Source organism: Fibrobacter sp. UWR4, assembly GCF_003149045.1.
Lineage (GTDB): Bacteria > Fibrobacterota > Fibrobacteria > Fibrobacterales > Fibrobacteraceae > Fibrobacter.
The window spans coordinates 69,126-94,411 of sequence record NZ_QGDU01000002.1 but is presented as its reverse complement, the minus strand read 5'-3'; the positions used below and the strand labels follow the sequence as shown (position 1 = coordinate 94,411).

Genomic DNA, 25,286 nt, shown 5'->3' with positions numbered 1-25,286 from the left:
GCAAAAATTTGCCGGTGAATGATTAGTTTTTCGCGGGGCAATATAGAAAAAAAGGAACCACTTTAAATAGTGGTTCCTTTAAGTTGTTCTAGAAAAACTGGCTAAATAAGCTTGTGATTCTATTGTAAGTCACGTTGCAGAATTTCAATCTTCGCCTTGGACCATTCCTCGAAGTCATCGGCTGCGATATGATCCTTAGCTTCCTGCATCAAGTGCAGGTAGAAATGCAGGTTGTGGATACTTGCCAAGGTGAATCCCAGACTTTCTCCGGCGTGGTGCAGGTGGCGCAGGTAGGCTCGGCTGAAATTTCTACAGCAGTAGCAATCACAGTTCGGATCTACCGGCTTGTCGTATTCTTCCGCATGGCGTGCAGCCTTGTAACGCAGAACGCCTTCGCTGGTGAACAGCATGCCGTTACGTGCGTTGCGGGTGGGCATCACGCAGTCGCACATGTCCACGCCCCTGCCGATCAGTTCCAACAGGTTCCAGGGGGTACCTACGCCCATCACATAGCGGGCGTGGTCCTTGGGGAGGTAGTCCGTGCAGAAGTCCGCAATCTCGTACATGGTTTCAGTGGGTTCGCCGACGGAAAGGCCTCCCATGGCAAATCCATCCGGTTCCAGCTCGGCAATGCGCTCAATAGCCTGCTTTCTCAGGTGTTTATGCATGCCTCCCTGGACGATTCCGAAGAACTTCTGCTCGTAACCGTGGATTTCCGGATTGGCCTTCAACCAGTCCATGGCTTCTTTCGTCCATTTCAGGGTAAAATTCAGGCTGTGTTCCGCTTCCTTTTCCGTGCTGGGGTAGGGCGTACATTCATCAAAAGCCATAATGATGTCGGCGCCGATTTCTCGCTGGGCTTTCATCACGGTTTCCGGACTGAAAAAGTGCTTGGAACCGTCGAGGATGCTACGAAATTCAACGCCTTCGGGCTTAATCTTGCGTAAATCCTTCAGACTCCAGACCTGAAATCCACCGCTATCAGTCAAAACGGGACGATCCCAGCTCATAAATTTGTGAATACCACCGGCTGCGGCGATTTTCGGAGTGGTCGGACGCAGATACAGATGATAGGTGTTAGCCAGGATAATTTCGGCCTTCAAATCCTTCAACTGGGCGGGAGTCACTGCCTTGACGGTAGCTTCAGTGCCAACGGGCATAAAGATGGGGGTGTGGATATCCCCATGGTCCGTATGGAGGACGCCCAGACGAGCCTTGGACTTTTTGGAGGTCTTTATCAGTTCAAAACGATTCATACCTTACAAAGATAGCAAAAGTCCTGTGTTGCTAGTTTTTTATTTTCGTGTTTTGTATATTGCGCTCCGCAAACGGTTGGACGACTAGTCCACGAATTAACACTTTGGAGGTTAGGATATGATTAAAAAAGCTGCTTTGGCCGCTGTTTGTGCTGTTTCCGCATCTTTTGCTTCCTGGGATCTTTTCCCTGTTCAGGAAGCAGGTAAGGGCGAAGCTAAAATTGTTTATTCCAACACATGGTTAGACGATGTTGGCGGTTATGGATTGGTTGCTGCTGGTGTCCGCTATACGGTGGTGAATAATCTGGAATTGGCTCTCTATCTTCCGTATCTTCCTTACGAATTTGATAGTGAGGGCAATTTTCATAGTTTCGCGGATGGGGTGGGAGACCTTACGGTGATGGCCAGATATCAATTTTTGCCCAATTTCAATGGTTTTCTGGATGTAACGTTCCCTGTGGGAAATGAAACCGTTGTAGGCTATGATGAGGCTTTTCGGTTCCATTTTGGTGCCCAATATTCCCAAAAATTTGGGATGATAAATTTCGGATCTGAATTGGGTTTTGCTCTTGAAACATATGGAAATGACGATGTTACTCCTCCTTGGCATTTAAATGCCGCTGCTGAGGCTGATTTTCTGGTAAACGAAATGTTTGTGCCTTATGTAGGAATTGATTTCGCTATGGAATTAGGGACATATACGGGGAAAGATGGTAATTATACACGCTCTCATACAGGGCATTTTGTTAGTATGGCTACTGTGGGCTCGTACATCAATCTTACGCCTAATTTCTCTTTGGATGTATTTGCGGCAATTCAGACCCAGTGGAATGGGTATGATTTTTATGAACCCGATTACAAGGCTGGAGTAGGAATTTCCTATAAATTCTAAAACCTTTAGAATTTGCGTAAAATCGCGATATTTCCTCTCTATGAAAAGAAGATTCCGTATTTGGGATCTTCTTTTTTTACGAGATGAACAGGTCTGTTTCATTGTCAATTTGTCCACGGGATGTCCAACTTGGAGTATTCGCTTTTCTGTATTATAGGGTAATTTATAAGTGTGAAAATGTGCCTTTTGGGCAAAAAGGAGTTCATATGAAGATTTCTAAGGCAAAAAAGTTGGCTTTGGCCGCTATTTGTGGGTTTGGTGTCATTGCTCCGCCTGCTTTTGCTTACAATCCTATTTCTACTTACCATTATCTGGCTGACCCGGGTGCGGCTGCCGATGATGATTATTTCTATGTGATTACGGACTCGGATGACCCGGCTCCCTATAATTCCGATGGTTACCAGATTAAGGCTCTCTATGGTTTCCGTACCAGGGATATGCAGAACTGGACCGACTTCGGTATCATTTACGACGCCCGCAAGGTAGATGGTATTGGCGATATCTGGGCATCCGGTATTGCCAAGAATCCTAACGATGGTCGACTCTATATCGTGTTCCCTGATGGTGGTGGCGGCGGTATCGGTCTTATTGGTGCCGACAGCATTGCCGGTCCCTGGACCAACCCGGTTTCTGGTGGAAAGAAGCTGATCAACAACTGGGGTGGCGGTATTGATAACTGCGACAATATCGGTTGGTGCTTTGACCCGGCAATCTTCTTTGATGACGATGGACAGGGCTACTTTACCTTCGGTGGCGGTAGCAGCGATCAGCGTCCTGCAAACAACGACAATAACGATATTTTCAATATCTACAAGTTGAGCAAGGATATGAAGGGCTTTGATACAAGCTCTAAGACCCATCTGAAGATTGGTGGCCCCAAGGCTATGGAAGCTTCCTATATCCACAAGTACAAGGGTAACTATTACCTGTCTTACAGTACTGCAGACTTGCGTATTGCTTATGGTATGGCTACAAGCCCTATGGGTCCCTATACCTATAAGGGTATCTTCATGGGTAACCCGAATATTGATGGCCAGAATATTAACGCAAACAACAACAACCATCATGGCATTGCTGAATTCAAGGGCCACTGGTACGTTGCTTACCATGATCGTCGTATTGCCAATGGCTATGATGGCTTGGAAAAGATTCCTGCAGAAGATGGCAAGGCTAATCCGAATGCAGCATATCACCGTAGCGTCAGCGTGGATGAATTTTACTACAATGCTGATGGTACCATGAAATCCTTGACCTTCACCAAGGAAGGCCCGGATCAGATTGAAAACTTTGATCCGTATGATTGGTATCCGGCTCTCACCAGTTCCAAGCAGAAGGGTATCCGTAGCCGTTCCAATTGGGCTCCGGGCAGAGTTGCAGAATCTTACCTGCTTCCTCTTTCTACCAAGGAATCCTGGATTCGCGTTTCTGGCGTGGACTTCGGTACTGCTGCAACAGGTTTCACTGTGGAAGCTGCAAGCATTGCTGATGGCAACAAGATTGAAATCCATACCGGTTCTCCGACTGGTGCCCTGGCTGGTACTTGCGCTCTCAAGAATACTGGTTCCAAGAGCACCTTTGCTGAAACCTCCTGCGATATGGAAGGCCTTAAGGGTATTGTGGATTATGTGTTCATGGTGTTCAAGGGTTCACAGGACTCTACCATGGCTATCAAGGCCTGGGGCTTCCAGGGTAGCGGTACCACTCCTCCGGAACCGCAGAAGGCCTATAACGCAACCAATACCCCGTGGGCAATTCCGGGCGTAATCCAGATGGAAGATTTTGACGTTCCGGGCGTCGGCCGCGGTGGCGATCTCAAGTCCTTCCAGGATAACGATTCTGAAAATCACGGCAATAGCGATTACCGCAAGGATGACGCTCCTTCTGTAGATCTCTACAAGAAGTCTGGTGACCGCATTGTGGTGGGCTACATCCAGAAGGATGAATGGCTGGAATACACGGTGAATGTGGCTGAAACGGGAACTTATACCATGTATGCCGCAGTCGCTTCTGATGGTGGTTCCTCCTTCAAGCTTTCTATGGATGGCAAGGACATCACCGAGGACGTTAAGGTTCCTGCAGCAAAGAAGGAAGAAGGTGAAGAGCAGAACTTTGACGATTATGCCAAGGTGAGCGCCAACGTGAACCTGACCAAGGGTGAACACATTCTTCGCTTTACCGCAACTGCAGACTGGTTCGATATTGACTACGTCAACTTCGAATCTGGCGAAAATGCTCCTGACAAGAATCCGCTTGGTACGGATGCGATTGCCCAGAAGATGAATCTTCAGATGGAAGGCAAGAATGTATTCAACGTCTTCGACCTACGCGGCAAGAAGCTGGGTCAGGTGGATATCTTCGGCAAGAATACCGTTAAGGCTCTGAACGAAGCCGGCTTTGCCAAGGGCGTGTACATGCTCGTGCAGGTAGGTGGTGCCAAGAAGATGATGGTGAATTCTGCAAAGTAATTTCCAACCAAACGTTTGGGGCTTAGCCCTGAGATGAAGCAAAGTGCCTCCCGATGGAAACGTCGGGAGGTTATCTTTTTTGAGAAACTTCAATTGCTGAAGCAGGCGGAGTTCGTCTTGGAATACAAAAAGAAAAGGCTCAGTTTTCACTGAGCCTTTTCTACTGCGGTCGGACAGACTTGAACTGTCATGGGATCGCTCCCACTAGCACCTCAAGCTAGCGTGTCTACCAATTCCACCACGACCGCTTGGTCCTTATCGGAACGAGCACAAAGATAGATTAAACCTTTGGTCTTGTAAAGGGTGTTTGGCGAAAAAAGTGAAAAAAGTTAAAAAAAGTGCTTATGATGCAAAAAATAATGACGCCCCCCAAGGAGCGTCATTATTTGGTGTATGGGATGTTTGGTTTTGTATCCATAAGATAGATTTGTTATATCCAAAGTGGAATACTCCGACACAACATAGTGTTGTACGGTTTTACAACACCTAAAGCGCTTCGCCACACTTGTGCCTCGGTTAGATGTCTCAAAATGAGGCTGAAAATGGATCGTTTTGAAATGCGGAACGATTCAATTTTCATCGATAAAATGCTGAAATCCGCCCCAAAAACGCTGGTTTTAACAAAACGGGCTGTTTTTTCGATAAAAAGCATGGTTGGCACGGGGTTTGCATATAGGAGAGCGAGATAAAAGGGCGCCTAGCGCCAAAGAGGTTGAAAATGTCTGATTTTAATAATGATGCAGAAAAGGTATTGGCTAAGGCCCAGAGTTTGATGGACCGTAATTCCCACTCCTACTTGGGATGTGCCCATTTGGCCGTGGGTCTTGTGGAAGGCCCTGACGCAACCCTGAAAAAGCTGTACAAGAGTAAGGGTGTGAAGGGAAATGAATTGCGTGGTCGCCTGGAGCCTTTCGTGCAGAAGGTGCCCCGTACAGAGGGCGCCAATCCCGATGTGGCTCCGGATAACGACTTGAACCGTGTCTTGCGTGCCGCCGTGCAGTCTGCCCGTCAGGTGAACCGTATGGTGACCCCCGGTGACTTGCTGGTGGCCTTGATGAAGTTCGCTGGGGACCGCGGTATTGCCAAGGTGTTCGAGGACGCCCTGGGTTCTGTGGAAGTGGTGGAGACTTGGCTCTCCGATCCTTTCGCTGGTGCCGCCAATGCGGAAGAACAGTCCCCGCTGAAATTGTATGGCCGTGAACTGGTGGAAATGGCTGCCGATGGCAAGCTTGCTCCTGTGATTGGCCGTGAAGAGGAAATCCGTCGTGTAATCTTGATCCTTAGCCGAAAGACGAAAAACAACCCCTGCCTCGTTGGTGAACCTGGCGTGGGTAAGACCGCTATCGTCGAAGGGCTCGCCGAGCGAATTTATCGCGGCGATGTGCCTGACGCTTTGAAGGGCAAGAAATTGTTCGCTTTGGATTTGTCCGCCATGATGGCTGGTGCAAAGTACCGCGGCGACTTTGAGGAACGTCTGAAGTCTGTGTTGGACGCCCTTGAAGAAGACGGAAATACTCTTCTGTTCATTGATGAAATCCACACCATCGTGGGTGCCGGCAAGACCGAAGGTTCCATGGACTTGGGCAATATGCTGAAACCGAAACTGGCCCGTGGTGAACTGCACTGCATTGGCGCAACCACCACCCAGGAATACCGTAAGTACATCGAAAAGGATTCCGCATTGGAACGTCGTTTCCAGCCGGTGCAGGTGGAGGAACCTACCGAAGAAGAGGCAATCTCCATTCTCCGTGGCATTAAGGACGGTTTTGACGCTCACCACGGCGTGCGCTTGCATGACAATGCCTTGGTGGCCGCAGTGAAACTTTCCAACCGCTACATCAGTGACCGATTCCTTCCGGATAAGGCTATCGACTTGATTGACGAGGCCGCAAGCCTTGTGAAGACCCAGATGGATACGGTGCCGGAAGCTCTGGATACCTTGCAGCGTAAGGAACTGCAGATGAAGATCGAGGAGCAGGCTCTGGCAAAGGAAACGGATGAAAGTTCTGTTAAACGTTTGACCGCGTTGCGTGAGGAACTTGCGCTGACTGCAGCCGCCGTGAAGGCTATGCAGGAACGCTGGCAGGATCGTCGTGCCGCCTTTGCTGAAATCCGCGACTTGAAGAAATCTCTGGCAGATGCCAAGACGGAAATGGAACAGGCAGAAGCCCGTTACGACTTGAACCGTGCTGCAGAATTGAAGTACAACAAGATCGTGAATCTTGAAAAGGAAATCGCCGAGAAGACTGCGGCAGTTGCAGCTTCCTCAGGTGCAGATGACCTGAGCGAGGAAGTGACCGAGGATACCATCGCCATGGTGGTAAGCCGTTGGACCGGCGTCCCGGTGACGAAACTTTGCGAAGGGGAAAAGGCGAAGCTCCTGCATTTGGATGAACGCCTGCACGCTCGCGTTATTGGTCAGGACGATGCTGTGGAAGCTGTTTCCGAAGCAATCCTCCGTAACCGTAGTGGTTTGAGCCGTGAAAACGCTCCCATCGGAAGTTTCCTGTTCCTGGGCCCTACAGGCGTGGGCAAGACGGAGCTGGCCAAGGCCTTGGCGGTGGAACTTTTCGATAGCGAAAATGCGCTGGTCCGTATCGATATGAGCGAATACATGGAAAAGCATGCGGTTAGCCGTTTGATTGGTGCGCCTCCGGGATACGTGGGTTACGAAGAAGGCGGCCAGCTGACGGAAGCCGTTCGCACCAAGCCTTATTGCGTCATCTTGCTGGATGAAATCGAAAAGGCTCATCCCGATGTGTTCAACACCTTGCTCCAGGTTCTTGACGACGGCCGTTTGACCGATGGCAAGGGCCGCACGGTGAATTTCAAGAACACCCTGATCTTGATGACTTCTAATCTTCAAGAGGGGGACCTGCGCGGATTCTTCCGTCCGGAATTCCTGAACCGTCTGGATGAAACACTGGTATTCCAGAGCCTCACCAAGCCTCAGATCCGAGACATCGTAAAGCTGAAGTTTGCGGGCCTTGCAAAGCGTGCTGCTCGTCAGGGCTTGGAACTTTCCTTGTCCGACGCCGCTCTCGACGCTATCGCTGAAGGCTCCTACCAGCCGGAATTCGGTGCCCGTCCTATTCAGCGTTTCTTGGAACGTAACGTGGAACGTGTGCTGAGCCACGCCATTTTGAGTGGTGCGGTGTCTGCGGCAAAGCCTGCTGTGATCGACTACGAAGGTGGTGCCTTTACCGTGAAGTGATGCGTTGCGGAACGTTGCAAAAAGTTCCTCCTAACCCTCAAATTCGGACAATCGTCAGAAACAAGAACAGCCCCGGAGTAAAATCCGAGGCTGTTTTTATAATGATCTTTAGAGGATGCCGACTTTTGTCGGCTTGGCTTCTAGATTATTTCACCAAGATGTTCTGAGTGGTGAGCTTGGAACCGTTGGTGGAAACGAGACGGACGATGTACTTGCCAACCGGAAGCTTGTTCAGGTCGACGCTTGCGTTGACGCCGACGATTTGACTCATTGCAAGCTTTCCGTTTGCGGAGTAAATCATGACCTTGCCACCGGCGGGCGCACTGATCTGCAGGCTACGGCCTTGCTGGATCATGCTTGCGGAACGGCTGATGTTGATGACTCTGGGGTTGTTCAGGACGAATTCAGTTCCTTCCGGTGCGCCTACAATCAAGCCGCGGCCGACGGTACTCATGTACACGACGCCGAAGTTGTTCATGTCGCCCTGGACGAACTTTCCGTTACCCGGACCGCCGTACTGGTGCTTGTCATCGTTGATTCGTTCAAAGGTCTTGCACTTGTCGGTACTGCGGTAGATTCCGACGTCGGAATACTTGTATTCCTTCTGGCCCCACTGGCCTTCACCGACGTATTCCTTGGTGCCGCCCCAGATAAAGATGGTTTCGTAATCGGCGCCTTCCTTGGCTTTACCGATACCCACAGCAACGGCAGCACCGACGGTTTCGCAATCATTCCAGGTCTTGCCTCCGTCTTCGGAGTAGCTCAGACCGTAATGGGTATAGCCATCTGCCTGCCAAAGCTGGTTCTGGTCACGGGCAACCCAGATATGGCCTTCACGACCGGGAACGGTACGGATGGGATTGCCTTCGCCGTTGAAGTTTTCGTTGGTGTTGAGGGTGCCTATCTTTTCGAAGGTCTTTCCGCCATCGTTGGAAACGACCACCTGGCCCTGGGAGCCGATCATGTAGAACTTGTCGGGGTTTACGGGGTCTGCTGCAAGGCGTGCGGTTCCGGTGCCTTCTCCGGCCTTCACTTCGGTCCAGGTCTTGCCGTTGTCGGTAGAACGATAGAGTGCAGAAGATTGTTCAGGACGGTGCATGATTACCTTTCCGTCTGCGGACATGGTCAGGTAACCCTTGATCTTGTTTGCCATTTCTCCCACGGTGTCCTGAGGGAGTTCGTCCCAGGTGGCGCCCATGTCGTCGGAACGGTACATCTTCTTGTAGTTCTTGGACTCGTAGGTGTAATACTTGGTAATCACGCCCGTACGGACCAGGGAGCCGGTTAGAGGTGCGTAGCCGATGCTTTCCGTAGAGCCTACGATGGGGAAGTGGCGCTTTACAGGTGCGTTAATGTCGGTGTAGACGCCGCCGTCGTAGTCGCCAATTGCAGTGACCAGCGGGCCGCCAGGAATGCTTACAATGTCCAGGGGAACGGTTTCTTCCACGCCCTTGGATTCAAATTTCCAGACGGGAACCTTGGCGGTAATGTCGTCCGTAGTGAAGATGCCGTTGCCGCTGGTGACCCAGACTTTTTTGTTATTGAAGGGATCGAATTCCAGGGAGCCTGCCCAGTGGATGGCGTTTCCCGGAATCCAGTTGGTACCGTTGGCGTCGATGTTGGGGATATCGCCATAATGCTGGCCGTGAGTCCAGTTCTTGCCACCGTCGGTAGAGACGTAAATGCGGTCGCCGTAGTTGTCCTTTTCGTCAATGGTGACATGACGGCCGGTATATTTACCCAGAGTAGAAACGACAATGTGGTTCTTGTCTTCCGGGTCGATAGCGATACCGCCGTAGGAACTTTCGTTCTTCTTGTGCTGCACCTTGCCGTTTTCGTCTTCCTCGTCATCGTAAGGCGTAATGTCGGTCCATTCGCCGGTCTTGAGGTTCAGCTTCATGACGGCGCCACTATTGATGGTGTGGGGACCGGGACCATCGGCATAAGTGATGAACATGTCGCCGTCTACAATCTTTGCGCGATGGGGCATATACTTGGAAGGACCTCCGGAGATGACTTTCCAGGTCTTGCCGCCATCCTTGGAAACCTGCAGGTTGTCCTTGGTGTCGGAAATGCCGATGTAGATGGTTGCGGTGCTACCGTCGGCAAGCTTGCCCTGGGATTCGTCAAACATGACGAAAGCGATGCCGTTAACGCCGTTGAGGCTAGATTCGGTGGCGGAACTGAGGGCCACTTCGTAAATGTTCTTCCAGGTTTTGCCGTAGTCTTCGCTCTTGAAAAGACCCTTGGTACGGCTACCGCAAAGGACGATGTTGCCCATATTGGGGTCCACTGCCAGCTTTTCGCCGGTCTGGCGGCCCATGCCGTTACCGTGGGCCAGCATTTCTACGTAGCTTGTATCCCAGGAGGCTCCGTAGTCCTTACTGCTGAACACTGCTGTGCGGCCTCTGCTGAAGTAACCTGTGCCGCCAAGAACGTAAATACGTGCGGGATCATTGGGGTCAAGGGCGAATGCCTCGGTACCGTAGAGACCTTTGTCGTTTTCGCTGAGGAAGTCCATTAGGGGGACCCAGGTGGATTTGGTCACATCCCAACGGTAAATGCCGCCCACGTCTGTGCGGGCATAAATCAAGTCTTTTTGGTACGGGCTGGGCAAAATTGCGCTCATGAAACCACCGCCATCAAAGCGGACGTTTCCCCAGTCGTAGGCTTCTGCATTGGACTGGGTTACGCCGGTGGCGATAACGGCAGCCATAATACCGATGGTCTTAATTTTACCAAACATCATATTCCTCTCTGTTAACCAAATATTTATAACAATCCAAGTTATAAAGTACCTCCAAAAAACGGAAAAAGGATAACCAGACAGGTTATCCTTCTATAAAACGTTTATGTTTTCTCAACGAATGTTAAGAAAATTTGATGAAAATCACCTTCCGTAACCCTTTTCCATTCCCTTGATGGGGGCGTAGCGGACTTCGTTCTTGTCATTGATGATGATGGCAATGCCGGAAAGGAATCCCACCCACTTCCACTGCTTGTTTTCATCCAGGAAAATCAAGTTGATGGCCTTGTTGGTTGCCCAGCTGAGGAGGGGCATCAGGAACTGGTCATGGGAGCCCATAAGGGTGTACTTGGGCATCTGGCTGTAATCCTTGATCAGGTAGGTGTTGAGCACTTCCTTGCTACGTTCTTCAAGATCGTAGTAGACGTCCTGATACATGTCTTCGTAAATCCAGAGGGAATACATCTGGTTGACGTTGCTGATGGAGTCGCGAGTCTTGTAGACTTCACGAAGTTCCTTGTCCTTTAGGTACCAGCCATCGGTAATCTGGGTGATGGTGTCGGTGGGGAAGTTGGCGGGGACTACGAAACCTTCTTCGAGATCGGTAACCACGGTCCACGCAGCAAGGGAATCCTGGAAACCAGGATTAGCCGGGTACTGACCACGACCAATAGCCATATAGTAAACGGTCTGGAAGGTTCTAAGGAATCCGGAGTTCACGAACTTGAATTCACCAGGACCTGCCAATTTCTGGCCTGCGGCAACAGCTGCTTCTACGCCGTCCAAGGTGAGGGGGGATTCCTTACTGGTGCTTGCGTCGCGTTCGGCGTGGCGGACGATGAAAACCACTTTTTCGTTACACTGGATGTTCTTGTAGACATCCCCAATGTCGGTAAAGTCGTCCTGGGGGAAGATTACCGGGTTGGGAACTTCGCCTGCAGCGCAACCTGCTTCTGCAACGGGAGTTTCGGAGGGACCAGACGGAACCATGGAACTGGAAGATTGAACGACAGGAACGTTTTCGCTGGTGGAACTAGCCGGGACAACCGGAGTGTCGGTGTTGCTGGGATTCTGCGGATCTACAGACGGACCAGTAGGCTGCTGGCCTGGATCTACAACGGGAGCGTTGGGGGTGCCGCTTCCGGAATCGTCGCCGCAAGCGGTAAAACTCATTGCTGCGGCGAGAAGTGCTGCCAGCAGGATTGGGGCTTTCGTAAACAGTTTTGTCTTCATAAAATCCTCAAATTTATTCCTGTAATATAATTTATTGAAGTTCATAAAGGTTGTAAATAAAATTTGGGAGTGGGGGATGTACGACGCAGAAAGCCCCGGACTAAAAAGTCCGGGGCTCTAAGCTTGGAATTTTTAGAATCCGTTAGAACTTGCTCAGCACTTCGTTGTGGATGAGCCCGTTGGAGGCGCAGCTGGTATAGCCTTCGTAGATGGAAGAAACCGGCTTGCCGTTGGCGTCAAACAGTTCCGTCTTGCCGTCGATGGTGCTGAACTTGCCTCCCGCTTCGGAGAAGAGCAGCGGGTACGGTGCGATATCCCAGAGGGAAACAATGGGGTCTAACATCAGTTCGGCGCGTCCCGCGGCCACCAGGTAATATCCGTAGCAGTCGCCCCAACCGCGGTGGAGGCGTGCGGCGCGACGTACGGCGGCGTAGGCCTCGCCATAGCCCGCGGTTTCCATCGTGTTGACCGTTCCACTCAGGACGAGGGATTCAGAGAGCGTTTCCACCTTGGAACATTTCACCGGGCGTCCGTCCAGGAATGCGCCACCATCCTTCACGGCCCATACGGCGGTGTTCATGGCAGGAATGCGGATAAGGCTTGCGATGGCTTCGCCACGGCGGTACAGTGCAATCAAAGTGCCAAACAGCGGGACTCCGTGAATGAAAGCCTTGGTGCCGTCAATGGGGTCGATGACCCACTGGTATTCTGCGTCGGGACTTTCGATTCCGAACTCTTCGCCAATGACGCCAAAGCCGGGAGTTTCCTTTGCCCAGAATTCGCGGCAAAGTTCTTCGGTCTTCTTGTCAGCGATGGTCACGGGGGTCTTGTCAGCCTTCCATTCCACTCCGACGTCGTTCTGGAAATACTTCAGGATGTTGCCCTGGGCAAGATCAGCTGCCTTTAAGGCGATATTCAATAAATCAATGTTTTCGGATGTAGCCATAATAGAGATTAGAAATTAGAGACTAGAAACTAGAGATTGGAGGTTTAAGGGGACAGGGTGCAGGGTATAGGGGTAGAGATTAGAATCTAGAGATTTTAGGGTATAGGGTTCAGGGGATAGTGATTAGGGATATTAAGAATACTCCATCGGGCTATTTAAAGACGAAACTTTCTCAAAATCACAAGCGCTTGCATCCTGCGGCCCTAGCCCCTAGAACCTAGATTCTAGCCCCTAATTTCTCTACTTTACCCACTTGCTGACCAGTTCCATCAAGAACTTATTTTCTTCAGGCTTACCCAAGGTGATACGGACATGTTCGGGGAGACCGAAGCTGGTAAGACCGCGGATGATCATACCGTTTTCTTCCAGGAACTGGACCATTTCCTTGGCTTTCGGACCGATATGTACGCAGATGAAGTTTCCCTGGGTGGGGAGAACCTTGAAACCCAGACCTTCAAAGAAGGGCTTCAGCACCTTGATTCCGTCGGCATTCAGCTGGCGGGTACTTTCTACGTGGCCCTTGTCGGAGAGGGCGGCGATAGCTGCGGCCTGTGCTGCCAGGTTGATGTCGAAAGGCGGCTTGATCTTCCACATGGCCTTGATGATCTGCTCGCTGGAAATGGCGTAACCCAGACGGATGCCTGCCAGACCGTAGATCTTGCTGAAGGTACGGTTGATGAGCAAATTGGGGTATTTCGCAATCATCTCGAACATGCGGGGATAGTCTTCCGCAGTTGCAAATTCTGCGTAGGCTTCGTCCAGGAACACCATCACGTTGGAAGGAACCTTGCTCAAAAATTCTTCAAGTTCTGCACCGGTGTAGTAAACGCCCGTGGGGTTGTTGGGACTGCAGATAAAGGCTACGCGGGTCTTGTCGTTGATGGCGGCGGCCAAATTATTCAAGTCGGTCTTTTGGTCACCGACCCCAACGCCAATGAAATCGGCACCGTTGGAGAGGGTGGTGAACTTGTAGACGCTGAAGGTGGGGGTAATGCCCACGCAGTTGTCGCCCTGGCGGATGAATGCCTTACCCACCATGTCGATGATTTCGTCTGAACCGTTGCCCAGCACCAGCTGGCTGGTCTTAACGCCGTAGAATTCTGCCAACGCGTTAATCAGGGTGGGAGCATCGCCGCGGGGGTAGAGGTGCAATGTGTCCACAATCTTCAGGTAGGCTTCCTTGGCCTTGGGGGAGGGACCGAGGGGATTTTCGTTGGAGGCCAACTTCACTACATCGGTAAGGCCGTATTTCGCACGAATTTCGTCCATGGACTTGCCAGGGACGTAGTCAGAAAGCTTGGATAATTCCGGACGTGGTTCGATCATTTTAAACCTCTTATTCTTAACGGCGCAAATTTAGCTAAATTTATTGGTATGAAGTTTACCCGTATTTTGATTTTAGCTTTTGCAACCTTGCTTTCTGCAAACTCCTTTGCCCTGGATCGCATTTGGGATATGCGCTATACCTATGGTCCGGACTCGAAACCGGCTCCTAAATTTGCGGCTGGCGTTGGTCTTCGTTCTGATTTTAGCGACAATGTGGTCATTCCCGTGAACCTGATGGGTACGTTGGCCAAGGAATGGGATGTGGGCGTGAAGGTTGATGTGTACGCCTACAATAGACTGGAAAATGTAGTGGCCTCTGTGGATTTTGGTGGCCGTTACCGTTATAAACCCGGTTCCTACATCGAACTGGATGGTTACTTTGGTCTAAATCGCAATGATAAAAGCGCCCTTGTGTTTACCTACGGAATGGAACACTATATCGCCAAGAACTTCTCGAACGCCTATGAATTACGTAGCGGTTTCCTGGACGGGGCCACGGGAGAAGACGGCATTGCCAAGCTGGTGGTGGGGATGACCCCTACGCTCCATTTCGGAAGGGCCGTGGTTTGCATGATTGAAATTACCTCATCGGGAAGTATCGGAAACGTAAAGGAGGACTTTATGCTTGATATTATCCCCAAGCTGGAATTTGCGATAGGCGGTGCCCGTGTCCGTCTGGATTTTGATATCGGCATCCTCCAGGAAAACAATAATAACCAGAAGGCTGTTGGCCTGTATGTCCTCATGGGGTTGTAAAATCCGAAAAATACGACGCGTTTGCGGAAAAACGTTTAAAATTACGAGGGTGCTTTCGATTTTCGTCGAAAACACCCCTTTTTTTGCCATCTTTTTTCTTCTTACGCCCTACTTCTTGCTTCCAACTATCCTATATTTATGCCAACGTCATTTCACCTTGGTATTCCCGACCAGTTAATTCCACTGGGAGTGCATGTAGAATACTCGGGTGCAAACGTGTAACACAGTAAAACAAACAAACCAAAAGGAACAGGTAGTAAAATGGCTACTATTACTAAAGAAAAGGCTGCAGAAATCACCGCTAAGTTCGGCGCAAACGAAAAGGACACCGGTAACGTCCGCGTTCAGATCGCTCTCCTGACCGAAAAGATCAAGAACCTCACCGAACATGCCAAGCAGCACAAGAAGGACCACCACTCTCTGCGTGGTCTGGCTATGATGGTTGCAAAGCGCAAGAACCTCCTCAAGTACTACGGCGAAAAGGATATTATCGCTCAGCGTGCTCTCATCAAGGAACTTGGTCTGCGCGGCTAATTTCTGTGGACTGGAGATAATCTATGTCTATTGATGCTTACAAAGAAAAGTACGGCAAGATGCTGGACCCGAAGGAAGTGTCTGTAACACTTCCCGATGGTCGAGTCATCTCTTTCGAAACCGGCCGTATTGCTAAGCAGGCTCGTGGCGCTGCTGTTGCCAAGATGGGTGACGCATTCGTCCTGTCCACTGTCTGCTATGGCGAAGAAAAGGAAGGTGACTTCTTCCCCCTGACGGTTGAATACCGCGAAAAGGCCTACGCTGCTGGTCGCCTCCCGGGTGGCTACTCCAAGCGTGAAGCCGGTCGTCCGTCTGACGAAGAAACCCTGTCCGCTCGTATTATCGACCGACCGATCCGCCCCATGTTCCCGGAAAACTTCACTCGTGAAGTCCAGGTCATCGTGCAGGTCATGTCTGCCGACAAGAAGTTCGCTCCCGACGTTCTCGGCGTGAGCGCTGCTTCTCTCTCCATTGGTCTTTCTGACCTCCCGTTCGAACAGCAGGTTGCTGCAGTTCGTGTGGCTGTGGTTGACGGTCAGAACGTTGTGATGCCGACCTATGATCAGATCGCATGCGCCGATCTGGACATGGTGGTCGCCGGTACCGAAGACTCCGTCTGCATGGTGGAAGGTGGCGCTTATGAAGTGTCCGAAGACACCATGATCAACGCAATCCTCGCCGGTCACGAAGTCATCAAGCAGCTCTGCGTTGCTCAGCAGAAGCTTGTGGACCAGTGTGGCAAGATGCCGAAGATGATCCTCGCTCCGAAGGATCTCGGCGAAGCTCACGACAAACTGCTCGTTGCAGTCAAGGAAGTTGTGAATGACGAACTCCAGAAGGACGTTCATTCCAACATGGTCAAGACCGACTTCTATCCGGCTATGGCAGATCTCTGCAAGCGTATGACTGAAGATCCTCGCATCCTCGCTATCATCGGCGAAGGTGACGCTCAGGACGCTGCTCTCCTTGCTGATGCCAAGGCAATCTTTGGTGATCTGGAACGCACCGCAATGCGCGAAATGATCCTCAACGAACATGTCCGTCTCGACGGTCGTACCACTACCGAAATCCGCCCCATCGAAATTGATATGGGTGTTCTCCCCAGCGCTCATGGCTCCGCCATTTTCCAGCGCGGTGAAACTCAGGGTTTCGTTGTATGTACTCTCGGTACTAAGGCTGACGAACAGCGTTACGAAAGCCTCCAGGGCGAAGGCGCTAAGAGCTACATGCTGCATTACAACTTCCCGCCGTACAGCGTGGGTGAATGCAAGCGTCTCGGCACCAGCCGTCGCGAAATTGGTCACGGCCATCTCGCAGAACGCTCTCTGGCTGCAGTTCTTCCGCTGCCCGAAGATTTCCCGTACACCATCCGCGTGGTTTCCGAAATTCAGGAATCCAACGGTTCTTCTTCCATGGCTTCCGTTTGCGGTGGCTGCCTCTCCTTGATGGACGCTGGCGTTCCTATCAAGGCTCCGGTTGCTGGTATCGCAATGGGCCTCATCTCCGAAAAGGGTTCCGTGAAGGAAGGCGGCAAGATTGAAATCTTGTCCGACATTACTGGCACTGAAGACCACCTCGGCGATATGGACTTCAAGGTGACTGGTACCGCAGAAGGTATCACTGCCTTCCAGATGGATATCAAGATCCGTGGTATCACTCCGGAACTGATGCGTCAGGCTTTGGAACAGGCCAAGCAGGGCCGTCTCCACATTCTCGGCCGTATGGCTGAACTGGGCCTCGCAGCACCCCGTCCGAAGGTTTCCGAAAAGGCTCCGACCATGCTTAAGATGAAGGTGCCCACCAACAAGATCCGTGACGTGATCGGCTCTGGTGGCTCTGTCATTAAGGGCATGCAGGCTCAGACTGGCTGCACCATCAATATCGACGACAACGGTAACGTTGACATCGCTGCTCCGACTGGTAAGGCTGCTGCAGTTTGCCGCCGCATGATCGAAGAACTCACTGCAGAACCGGAACCGGGCCGCAAGTACAAGGGCAAGGTGAAGACGATCCAGCCGTTCGGCGCATTCGTTGAAATCCTCCCGGGTCGTGACGGTCTCGTGCACATCTCTGAACTTGCTGACCATCGCGTCGACAAGGTCGAAGACGTTGTTCACGTCGGTGACGAAGTTGAAGTTCTCTGCCTCGGTGTTGACCCGAAGGGTAAGGTCAAGCTTTCCATGAAGGCTCTGCTCCCCCCGAAGGCCGAAGCACCTGCTGAAGCTGCTCCCGCAGTAGAAGCCGCTCCTGAAGCACCCGCTGCTGCAGAAGCGACCGCAACCGAAGCTTAATTTCGAGCTCGAACTTTAAAGATGACCGCTCTGGGTTAGACCAGGGCGGTCTTTTTTTATAACGATATATGTTGATTTTTCTTAACATTTCTGGTGTAGCAGAATTGAAGCGTTTTTGTAAATAACTATCTTTCTTGTGGGTTTGGTGCAAGAAGGGCATGTTATAATGGTTATTGGATATTTTATTGCGCTTTGCGTTATAGCGGCAATCAACATCGTTGTGCTTACGCGAATAAACCACGGTGGACAACGTGGTCCTTATTTCGCCATATTTTTTGCAGCATTTGTTGCCTGCGTTGGTCATTTGCTGTTGGCTTTGTCCACGGACGTGGGCGAAGCTATTATAGCGAATAAGATGAACTATGTGGCGGCAATCTTCCTGCCCATGTTTACCTTCAATGCCGTTCTTGCTGTTTGTGGAACTCCTTTCCCGGCATGGGGAAGACTATTCCTCTATCTGTTTTCGTTCCTTGTTTTTGGCCTTTCCGCAACAGTTGGCTATAGCGACATTTATTATACCTCGATTGAGTATGTTCAGACCTATGGTGTTGGAAACTATGTGGCTACTTATGGGCCTGGCCACACGTTGTTCAATGTCATGTTGGTGGGATATGTCATTGCGAATATCAGCTTGATCGTCTATTCCTTTGCCAAGAAAAAGAACGTTTCCTACAAGAGTCTTATAGCCCTCTCCTTGATTGAAATTGTAAGTATTCTTTCTTTCATCCTGGCTCGATTCCTTGAAACGGACACGGTCATCATGCCCGCGGTTTATGTGTTCGACCAGTTTGTTCTTCTCTACATCTGTTACCGTGTCCGATATTATGACATTACCCAGAACGTGGTAAATGCTCTTGAAGAGAATAACACCGACGGTTACATTTCTGTATTCTCGGATTTCCATTTCCTGGGTGCCAATAAAATTGCTTACGGATTCTTCCGTGAACTTCGTCGTTGTCGTGTGGACAAGATCATGTCCAATAATTCTGAAATGGAGTTGTTGCTCATTAACTGGGTTAAGGATTATGAATCTGGTAAGAAGGTCGAGTTCAAGGAAGTGAGTCGTGGAAAGCGTCATTACAAGCTTTCCCTAAAGGTACTTCGTTTTGCCGCCCAGAAGGCCGCCAACCTGTTCAAAGTCGAAGACGATACTGAAATCCATAACTACGTACGCATGCTGGGCAACAGCAACAGCCGCTTGGAAAGTCTGGCTAAGACAAATGCTTCCCAGATTCACGCTATTCAGGAACAGATGGTGGTGGGCATGGCGAACATGGTCGAAAGCCGTGACAGCAATACCGGGGGCCATATCAAACGTACGAGCCAGGTGGTTGCGATCCTGGTGGAAGAACTGCGAAAGGATCCTGATTCCAACTACAGCGATAAGTTCTATGACGCCTTGATCAAGAGTGCGCCTATGCACGACCTGGGTAAGATTGCCATTGATGACGCTATCTTGCGTAAGCCGGGTCGATTCACTCCGGAAGAATACGAAGTCATGAAGACTCATCCGTCTCAGGGGGCTGCCATTGTGGAAAACCTCCTGTCTCAGATCGAGGAACCGTCCTTCGTTCAGATTGCAAGAAATGTGGCCTGGTTCCATCATGAGCATTTCAATGGTAAGGGCTATCCCAACGGCTTGAAGGGTGCGGAGATTCCTTTTGAAGCACGCGTGATGGCTGTTGCCGACGTCTATGACGCATTGGTCAGTAAGCGTTGCTATAAGGACAAGTTCTCCTTTGAAAAGGCTTATGATATCATCATTGAAGGCATGGGCACTCAGTTCGATCCTTCCCTGAGGGTGTACTTTGATAGGGCTCGTCCTCGCCTTGAAGAATACTATAGAAGTATGGAATCCTAAAGTTCCCTAGCGGGCTGCTAATGACTTAGCTATCTTTGGGCCCGTCATGCTGGAATCGCTGAATTTTAACTTTACTTTTTATGATTGGCTCCTGGTGGTCATGGTTACCGCCCTGGGAACTTTGAGTGCGTACTTGAAGGACCCTCAGTTGAAGGCGGTGACGGCTACTATTCCTATTCCCTTTGGTTTTGCCTATATCGCGGTTGGTCTTCCTATTGGAGCCGCCAACGCCATCTCTGGATTCATGTGTATGCTGTATGCAAACATTGTTCGAATCCTTCATTATAAGGCAAGAATTCCCATTGTTCCTTCCATCATTATTGGACTGGCCTGCTTTGTCCTGCTGGGTACTTTTCTGATGCCGCGAATTCCTGAAGGCGAGGGCTTTTTCCTGGGGGTCTGTGCCTTCGATTTTGTTGTAGGCACCATTATGTTCCAGAAGCAGAAGTATAGTGCTGGAATACGCTACAAGACTCCGCTGCCTATATATATCAAGGCTCCTGCCATTGCTTGCGTGGTGAGCGGATTGATGTTCATTAAGCGGTTGATGGGGGGCTTTTGTACCAGTTTCCCCATGATGAATTCCATTGTCAGCTACGAAAGTCGTTTTTCGCTGGCGGATCAGTGCAGGCAACTGCCGTTGTTCCTGATTGCAGGTCCCTTCATGTTTGTGGAAATGCATTTCATTGAAACTCGACTGCATTGGAATCACTGGATTGTTCTGCTCTGCGGTTATATACTTTTTAGTTTTATCTATGTTCCGCTGAATAACGAGCTGAAACGCCGCAACGCGGCCGCTTCGGAAAATTAAATCCCGTCGTTATTCCAGCATGGTGTGAACCTTCAGTGAATCTTTGCTGAAGGTCATTTTAATGGTTCCCTTTTCTGCGGTGTTCAAATAGGGAATGGAGAGTGAATCCAGTCGCTGGATGACCTGCTTGTGGGGATGGCGAAATCTGTTGCGCCTTCCGCTGGAAATGATGGCGACTTGAGGCTGTACCTGCTCCAGAAAAGGCCTGCTGCTGGAAGTTTTTGACCCGTGGTGTCCCAATTTCAGGACGTCACTTTTTAAGTAAATCCCGGAGCGGAGAATCTGTTTTTCTCCTGCGACGGTCAGGTCGCCTGTGAGGATTGCGGAGTGACCAAGTCCTTTGGCCCTGAGGGTGATGCTCTGGGTGTTCTCGTCGGTGCAGCCCGATGTGTCCGGATGAAGAACCCATAGCTGGAAAAGGTTTTCTTTCCAGAGGATTCCACGGTGGATATCCCTGATGGGGATGTGTCGGCGATTGGCCTCACGGATGACCTGCTTCCATAGGGGCTTGGTTTCCTCGCGGGAGCAGCGGGACATCCAGATTTCCTTTACGGGAAAAGTCCTGATGAGGGATAAGGATCCGCCGAAGTGGTCCTTGTCCGCATGAGTAATGATGAGGGCGTCCAGAGTGGAAACGCCAATGTGATGAAGATAAGGAACGAGAATGTTTTTTCCTGCGTCGGGAGTGGACTTGCTGTGTTTATCCAAAGGGTCGGGGGCGTCCCCTGAATCCACCAGAATATGTTTTTGGGAGGGGGTGGTAATAAGATGGGAATCGCCCTGCCCCACATCCACTGTGGTCAAGGACCAGGTGGGGACTATTGCCCGCTGGTAACCGACACAAAGGAAATGGACGCTAAAAAAAAGAAGGCTCCCTAAGGCTAGTTTTCTTGCCAGAGGATTGTTTCGGTAAGCTGGAATAAGGAGGATGAGGAATCCGCACAACAATAGAATGGATGGACCGAAGGGGCCGACTGTTGTGGCTGCCTGCGATGAATCTGAAAGGAACTTGGTGAGAAGGGAGGCGAGTCTTAGAAAGAAACGGGCTGCATAGCAGAAATACTGGCGGATTTCGTCTATGGGGCACAACAGCCCGAAAAGCCCCGCTTGCATTCCCATGGAAATGGAGGGGACGACTACAATGTTTCCTAGCCAGGCGAAGGGGGACAATGTCTTGAAATGATGGATGAGGAATGGGGCTGTAGATAAGGTGGCACACAAGGTGACGTAAGTTGGCTCCACCACGAATTCCTGGAATTTCTGCCAGAGTTTATTTCTCTTGAATCTGGATGGTAGATTCTTCAAGGGATTCATGGGCCCGCTAATGAGAATTCCTGCGGTTGCCGCAACGGAAAGCTGAAAACCTGGGTTCCAGATGACGTTTGGTTCCGGAAGAATCAATAGGATAAGAGCCACTCCCAAACTGTTTAGGGTGTTGGAGGTTCTCTGGAATATGGCGCCTATTTGCGGGACCGCGAACATGATGACTGCGCGGCGAACGGCTGGGGAACCTCCTGTGACGGGAATGTATACCAGTAGGAGAATAACCGCTAGAATTCTTACCATGCGGTGAGGGAGGCGGGTGGCTTTCAGGAATATCATGAGCATTCCCGCAAGAAGGACTACATGGAACCCGCTAATGGCAAGAACGTGGACTAATCCTGACCTCTGAAAATCACTGCGGAGTGCGTCTGGAATTCCGGATCGGTCTCCGGCTAATAACCCCAGGAGAAGGCCTGTTTCTGAATCGTCCAGGTATTTCCTGAAACGGGTCTTGATCCACTGGCGGAATTCAAAGAAACTCCTTTCGGGAATCCATTGATGACCATGGACTGTCCAATGTTTGAATTTTCCGTAAGCTGCTAAATGTTGGGATCGAAGCCAGCCTTCCGTATCGAAGGCTCCTGGTACTGTAGGAGGTGTTACGGGATACCAACTAGCTTCGTAGCAGATGGAGTCTCCTGGCAGGGGAATGATGGACAAATCCCGTTTTTCTGTCAGACGGACTCGGTAGGATTTTTGGGTAGAATCTTCCGAGACGTTTACCAGGATGGCATATCCATTTGCCCTAGGCTGTGAGGCTTCTACGGTCCCGCAAGCTTCGGGATGGAAAATTTGTACGGAATCCGTCTGCTGTGAAAAAAACTCAAGCGATAGTATTCCTGCGGACAAAGTCACAAAAATAGCCCATTGGAGCCGTCGGGAAAAGAAGTGGGTGAGTATCGCAATAGCTAGTAGAAACACTGGAGCATAAGTAGGCTCCTGAATGCTTGCGATGGTGGTGGTTAAAACCAGGGCGCTCAATAGGGCTGGTTTTCCCATCAGGGGTTGAAGTAATTTTTTTATATCCCTTTGGATTGGCTCTAGGAACTTTTTTTTCATTCTCGAAAAACCTATATTAGGTGCAAATACTTTATACACGTATTTAAGGTTAGGTTTGAATGAAGTTTCTTTGTAAAAAAATGTTGAAGATTGCCTCGGCTCTTTTGGCGGTGGGCTTGACTTTTTTGATGTCGGGTTGTGCGGAATCCGAAGATACCGACTTTGTTCTCTATCCTCCCAAGGATCACTATCTGCAGTACTGGATGTATCCTAACGACGCTGCAATCAGCGACTCTGTGGATGCAAATTTGGCTCGTGGTGTAATTCTTGAAGTCCATCCCAATGCCACGTATACTCTCTCCTTTGATGCGGATACGGTTGCAGGTGCTCCCAAGATGCATTTGTTCCGTATTGGCAAGAACAAGCAAGGTTCCTCTTTTGTTCATCCTGTGCGACTTTTGGAAGCCTCCTTGGAAGAGGGACGCTACGTGTATCGTTTCCTTTGCGAAGAAAACGATGCTGCTGAATGGGCTGTGACACTGGAAAAGGGCAAGGATTTCTATAAAGGTTCCACAAAAAATGTTCGCCTTACGGGTGACGGGGCTTATTCCGACCATTTATCCCTGAACCTGGTCCTGGTGGGTAACGTAGCGCAAAAGTTGGATGGCTTTACTGAAGAGGAACTTGCTACGGCCATGCTCGCCAACTTTAGGAAGTTCTACACGGGAATTGTGATTGATACCCTTTATGTGAACCATGCGGAAAATCATCCTGTCGTAGGAGATCATTACCCTGCAAATCAGCCTTGGGTAGCAGGGCGCTCCGACGATGATACAATGATGCAGAGTCTCGGTGGCGGTTGGCCTGGTGCTGAAAACGCCTTGGACTTGGTGCTGACTCATTACATTGATGAAGAAGGACTGATGGGTTATTCATACCTCTTCAGTGGAAATCTGGGACGTGGCGAAGCGAGTACGGTTGTGCTTGGTGCACATGTGAAGACTGCTAATGGTTCATTGTCGAATTCCATGAACGATATCATTGAAACTGCAGTTCATGAATCGGGACACTTCCTGGGACTACGACATACTTCTTCCACTACAGCAGATCTTTATGTCATTGGGGATTACTCCGTGGTTGAAGACGGCTTTACCGATACCCCCTATTGCAAGGGCTTGTTGAGCAGCGGCCTGGTGAAGGAGAAATCCTCTTCCGGTTCTGATATGAAAATTCGACACGGTCATCGTGGTCTTTATGGTAAGGTGATGCTGTCTACTGCAGGTCTTTTTGACATCAATACTTGCCCGGATGTGGACAACCTGATGTTCCCTGTGGAAACAGAAACGGAATATGCGGGACTTACCCCGCAGCAGCAGGAAATGGTCCGCAAGACTTTGATGATTTACCCCCACTAATGGATTTTGATTTTAGGATTTTCTCATGAAGGCTTCAAATTTTAGTGAACAGGCTCAGCTGATTGCGTTTGTACTGCAGAAGGGTGCGGAATGGGACCCGGCGGTAATCGAACTTCTGGAGAAAACCTGGGGAAAGATCCGCCATAAGGGCAAGCTATTTGCCTTTGACAAGACTCCCTATTATGAGCCGGAAATGGGCGATGGACTTTATCGCGGTGTGGTTTCCTTCGAGAAGACGATACCGCCTGAAACCATTGCGGAAGAGAAGGCTCGCAGTAACGCCCTTGAATTGACTACCGCCAGCAGTGAAAATCCGGACCACCGTCATGTGAATATTGACATCGGCTACATGGATATGGACAAGGTGGTGTTGCCCAGCTATAAGCGAGGCCCCTTTAAACTTTATGCGGGAAACGGTGTCTGGCTGGATATGCTCCTGACCTATGCCAAGGGCGTTTTCCATCCTACGGCATGGGCGTTTGAGGATTTCGTCAGAAATCCCTACCTGCATGATCTGCAGCTTATTCGTGAACGCTATAAAAAAGCGGGCGCTGGGAAACCTGCAAAATAAATAAGCCCGTATTTGAAAATCCAGCCTAAATAAATCCGTAAAGGAAGAAGGCCGTGAACACCAGGGGGGCTACGGCCCACATGCCCTGGAAGTAATGCTTGATGTCGATGGAACTCATGGACATGTGATCCGCTACGGAAACCACAAGATACCAAAGGCCAATATCGGCCCAGATGGAGAAGCCTCCGTAGAAAATTCCGCGGATAAGGAAGTATTCTGCAATGAAACCCGCAAATACCGGGGCGCAGGCAATCATGGTGTGCTGAATAGCCTTGAAAAAAGGATTGCCACGAGGAATGTAGCTGATATGCCCTAAAGAATCTCCTTTAGTATCCAGGTAGCTGATTTCCGTGACTTTTGCGCCTGTGCATAGACCGAAAAGGGCATGGGCGCTTTCGTGAAGAATGGTTCCTGGAATGGTGATGTAATTACAAATGAAAAGGGCCGCCTTTTGTCCAAAGGCTTTTTCCAGCAGGTTGATTTGTAGACGTTGCAAACCATTCATAATGGCGCCTACCAGCAACAAGAAAAAAATCATGATGGCAGTACAGATGAGGCTGGTGATGGCCGCGCCCTTGGGACCATGACCCATCTGTATAAGACTCAATATGTTGTAATAGAGTAGTCCAATCATTTTCCTAAAACCA

General features: G+C 50.2%; 18 protein-coding genes and 1 tRNA gene. 11 read left to right on the top strand and 8 right to left on the bottom strand.

Features of this window, described 5'->3' with window-relative positions; translation table 11 throughout:
- Positions 1 to 119: 119 nt before the first annotated feature.
- Positions 120 to 1,256, bottom strand: coding sequence for a tRNA guanosine(34) transglycosylase Tgt (tgt, locus tag BGX12_RS01505; protein WP_109734330.1), 1,137 nt, complete (start codon positions 1,254 to 1,256; stop codon positions 120 to 122).
- 118 nt (positions 1,257 to 1,374) lie between these two features.
- Between tgt and BGX12_RS01500 the strand changes: the two genes are divergently transcribed.
- Both BGX12_RS01500 and BGX12_RS01495 read left to right on the top strand, forming a co-directional pair.
- Entirely contained in the window at positions 1,375 to 2,148 is a 774-nt protein-coding gene (locus BGX12_RS01500; RefSeq protein WP_109734329.1) for a hypothetical protein, read from the top strand.
- A gap of 206 nt (positions 2,149 to 2,354) precedes the next feature.
- Positions 2,355 to 4,613, top strand: coding sequence for a carbohydrate-binding protein (locus BGX12_RS01495; RefSeq protein ID WP_233246207.1), 2,259 nt, complete (start codon positions 2,355 to 2,357; stop codon positions 4,611 to 4,613).
- A gap of 164 nt (positions 4,614 to 4,777) precedes the next feature.
- Here BGX12_RS01495 and BGX12_RS01490 read toward each other — a convergent pair.
- Positions 4,778 to 4,861, bottom strand: a tRNA-Leu gene (locus BGX12_RS01490).
- 294 nt (positions 4,862 to 5,155) lie between these two features.
- Here BGX12_RS01490 and BGX12_RS15420 point away from each other — a divergent pair.
- Both BGX12_RS15420 and BGX12_RS01485 read left to right on the top strand, forming a co-directional pair.
- A complete protein-coding gene (locus tag BGX12_RS15420) occupies positions 5,156 to 5,302 on the top strand; it encodes a hypothetical protein (protein ID WP_158278134.1) in 147 nt (48 codons plus the stop codon).
- Between the two features lie 29 nt (positions 5,303 to 5,331).
- Positions 5,332 to 7,827, top strand: a complete 2,496-nt coding sequence (locus BGX12_RS01485; RefSeq protein WP_109734328.1) for an ATP-dependent Clp protease ATP-binding subunit — start codon at positions 5,332 to 5,334, stop codon at positions 7,825 to 7,827.
- A 145-nt stretch (positions 7,828 to 7,972) separates the two neighbouring features.
- Here BGX12_RS01485 and BGX12_RS01480 read toward each other — a convergent pair whose 3' ends face one another.
- The 4 genes from BGX12_RS01480 to hisC all read right to left on the bottom strand — a co-directional run bounded on the left by BGX12_RS01480 (position 7,973) and on the right by hisC (position 14,078).
- Positions 7,973 to 10,576 (bottom strand): T9SS type A sorting domain-containing protein, encoded by a 2,604-nt coding sequence (locus tag BGX12_RS01480; protein ID WP_233246206.1) that lies wholly within the window; start codon positions 10,574 to 10,576, stop codon positions 7,973 to 7,975.
- Between the two features lie 141 nt (positions 10,577 to 10,717).
- Positions 10,718 to 11,806 (bottom strand): histidine phosphatase family protein, encoded by a 1,089-nt coding sequence (locus BGX12_RS01475; protein ID WP_158278133.1) that lies wholly within the window; start codon positions 11,804 to 11,806, stop codon positions 10,718 to 10,720.
- A 142-nt stretch (positions 11,807 to 11,948) separates the two neighbouring features.
- A complete protein-coding gene (locus tag BGX12_RS01470) occupies positions 11,949 to 12,752 on the bottom strand; it encodes an inositol monophosphatase family protein (protein WP_109734326.1) in 804 nt (267 codons plus the stop codon).
- Positions 12,753 to 12,992: 240 nt separating this feature from the next.
- On the bottom strand, positions 12,993 to 14,078 hold the full coding sequence (gene hisC / locus BGX12_RS01465) for a histidinol-phosphate transaminase (protein ID WP_109734325.1): 1,086 nt from the start codon (positions 14,076 to 14,078) through the stop codon (positions 12,993 to 12,995).
- Positions 14,079 to 14,126: 48 nt separating this feature from the next.
- On the opposite strand from hisC, the gene BGX12_RS01460 reads away from it, so the two are divergent.
- From BGX12_RS01460 to BGX12_RS01440, 5 genes are all read left to right on the top strand, one after another.
- The gene (locus BGX12_RS01460) at positions 14,127 to 14,834 is read left to right on the top strand and encodes a hypothetical protein (protein WP_109734324.1); all 708 of its coding nucleotides are present in this window, start codon (positions 14,127 to 14,129) and stop codon (positions 14,832 to 14,834) included.
- A gap of 261 nt (positions 14,835 to 15,095) precedes the next feature.
- Positions 15,096 to 15,368: a 30S ribosomal protein S15 gene (gene rpsO / locus BGX12_RS01455; RefSeq protein ID WP_109734323.1), complete on the top strand. Its 273-nt coding sequence runs from the start codon at positions 15,096 to 15,098 to the stop codon at positions 15,366 to 15,368.
- A 62-nt stretch (positions 15,369 to 15,430) separates the two neighbouring features.
- Positions 15,431 to 17,659, top strand: coding sequence for a polyribonucleotide nucleotidyltransferase (gene pnp, locus BGX12_RS01450; protein WP_370245194.1), 2,229 nt, complete (start codon positions 15,431 to 15,433; stop codon positions 17,657 to 17,659).
- A 166-nt stretch (positions 17,660 to 17,825) separates the two neighbouring features.
- Entirely contained in the window at positions 17,826 to 19,520 is a 1,695-nt protein-coding gene (locus tag BGX12_RS01445; protein WP_109734321.1) for an HD domain-containing phosphohydrolase, read from the top strand.
- A gap of 46 nt (positions 19,521 to 19,566) precedes the next feature.
- Positions 19,567 to 20,331, top strand: coding sequence for a hypothetical protein (locus tag BGX12_RS01440; protein ID WP_109734320.1), 765 nt, complete (start codon positions 19,567 to 19,569; stop codon positions 20,329 to 20,331).
- Between the two features lie 9 nt (positions 20,332 to 20,340).
- On the opposite strand, the gene BGX12_RS01435 is transcribed toward BGX12_RS01440, so the two are convergent.
- The gene (locus BGX12_RS01435) at positions 20,341 to 22,653 is read right to left on the bottom strand and encodes a DNA internalization-related competence protein ComEC/Rec2 (protein ID WP_370245169.1); all 2,313 of its coding nucleotides are present in this window, start codon (positions 22,651 to 22,653) and stop codon (positions 20,341 to 20,343) included.
- 140 nt (positions 22,654 to 22,793) lie between these two features.
- On the opposite strand from BGX12_RS01435, the gene BGX12_RS01430 reads away from it, so the two are divergent.
- Entirely contained in the window at positions 22,794 to 24,068 is a 1,275-nt protein-coding gene (locus tag BGX12_RS01430) for a hypothetical protein (protein WP_109734318.1), read from the top strand.
- Between the two features lie 25 nt (positions 24,069 to 24,093).
- The gene (locus BGX12_RS01425; protein WP_109734317.1) at positions 24,094 to 24,639 is read left to right on the top strand and encodes a DUF4416 family protein; all 546 of its coding nucleotides are present in this window, start codon (positions 24,094 to 24,096) and stop codon (positions 24,637 to 24,639) included.
- A 25-nt stretch (positions 24,640 to 24,664) separates the two neighbouring features.
- On the opposite strand, the gene BGX12_RS01420 is transcribed toward BGX12_RS01425, so the two are convergent.
- Positions 24,665 to 25,273: a hypothetical protein gene (locus BGX12_RS01420; RefSeq protein WP_146196215.1), complete on the bottom strand. Its 609-nt coding sequence runs from the start codon at positions 25,271 to 25,273 to the stop codon at positions 24,665 to 24,667.
- Positions 25,274 to 25,286: the final 13 nt, after the last annotated feature.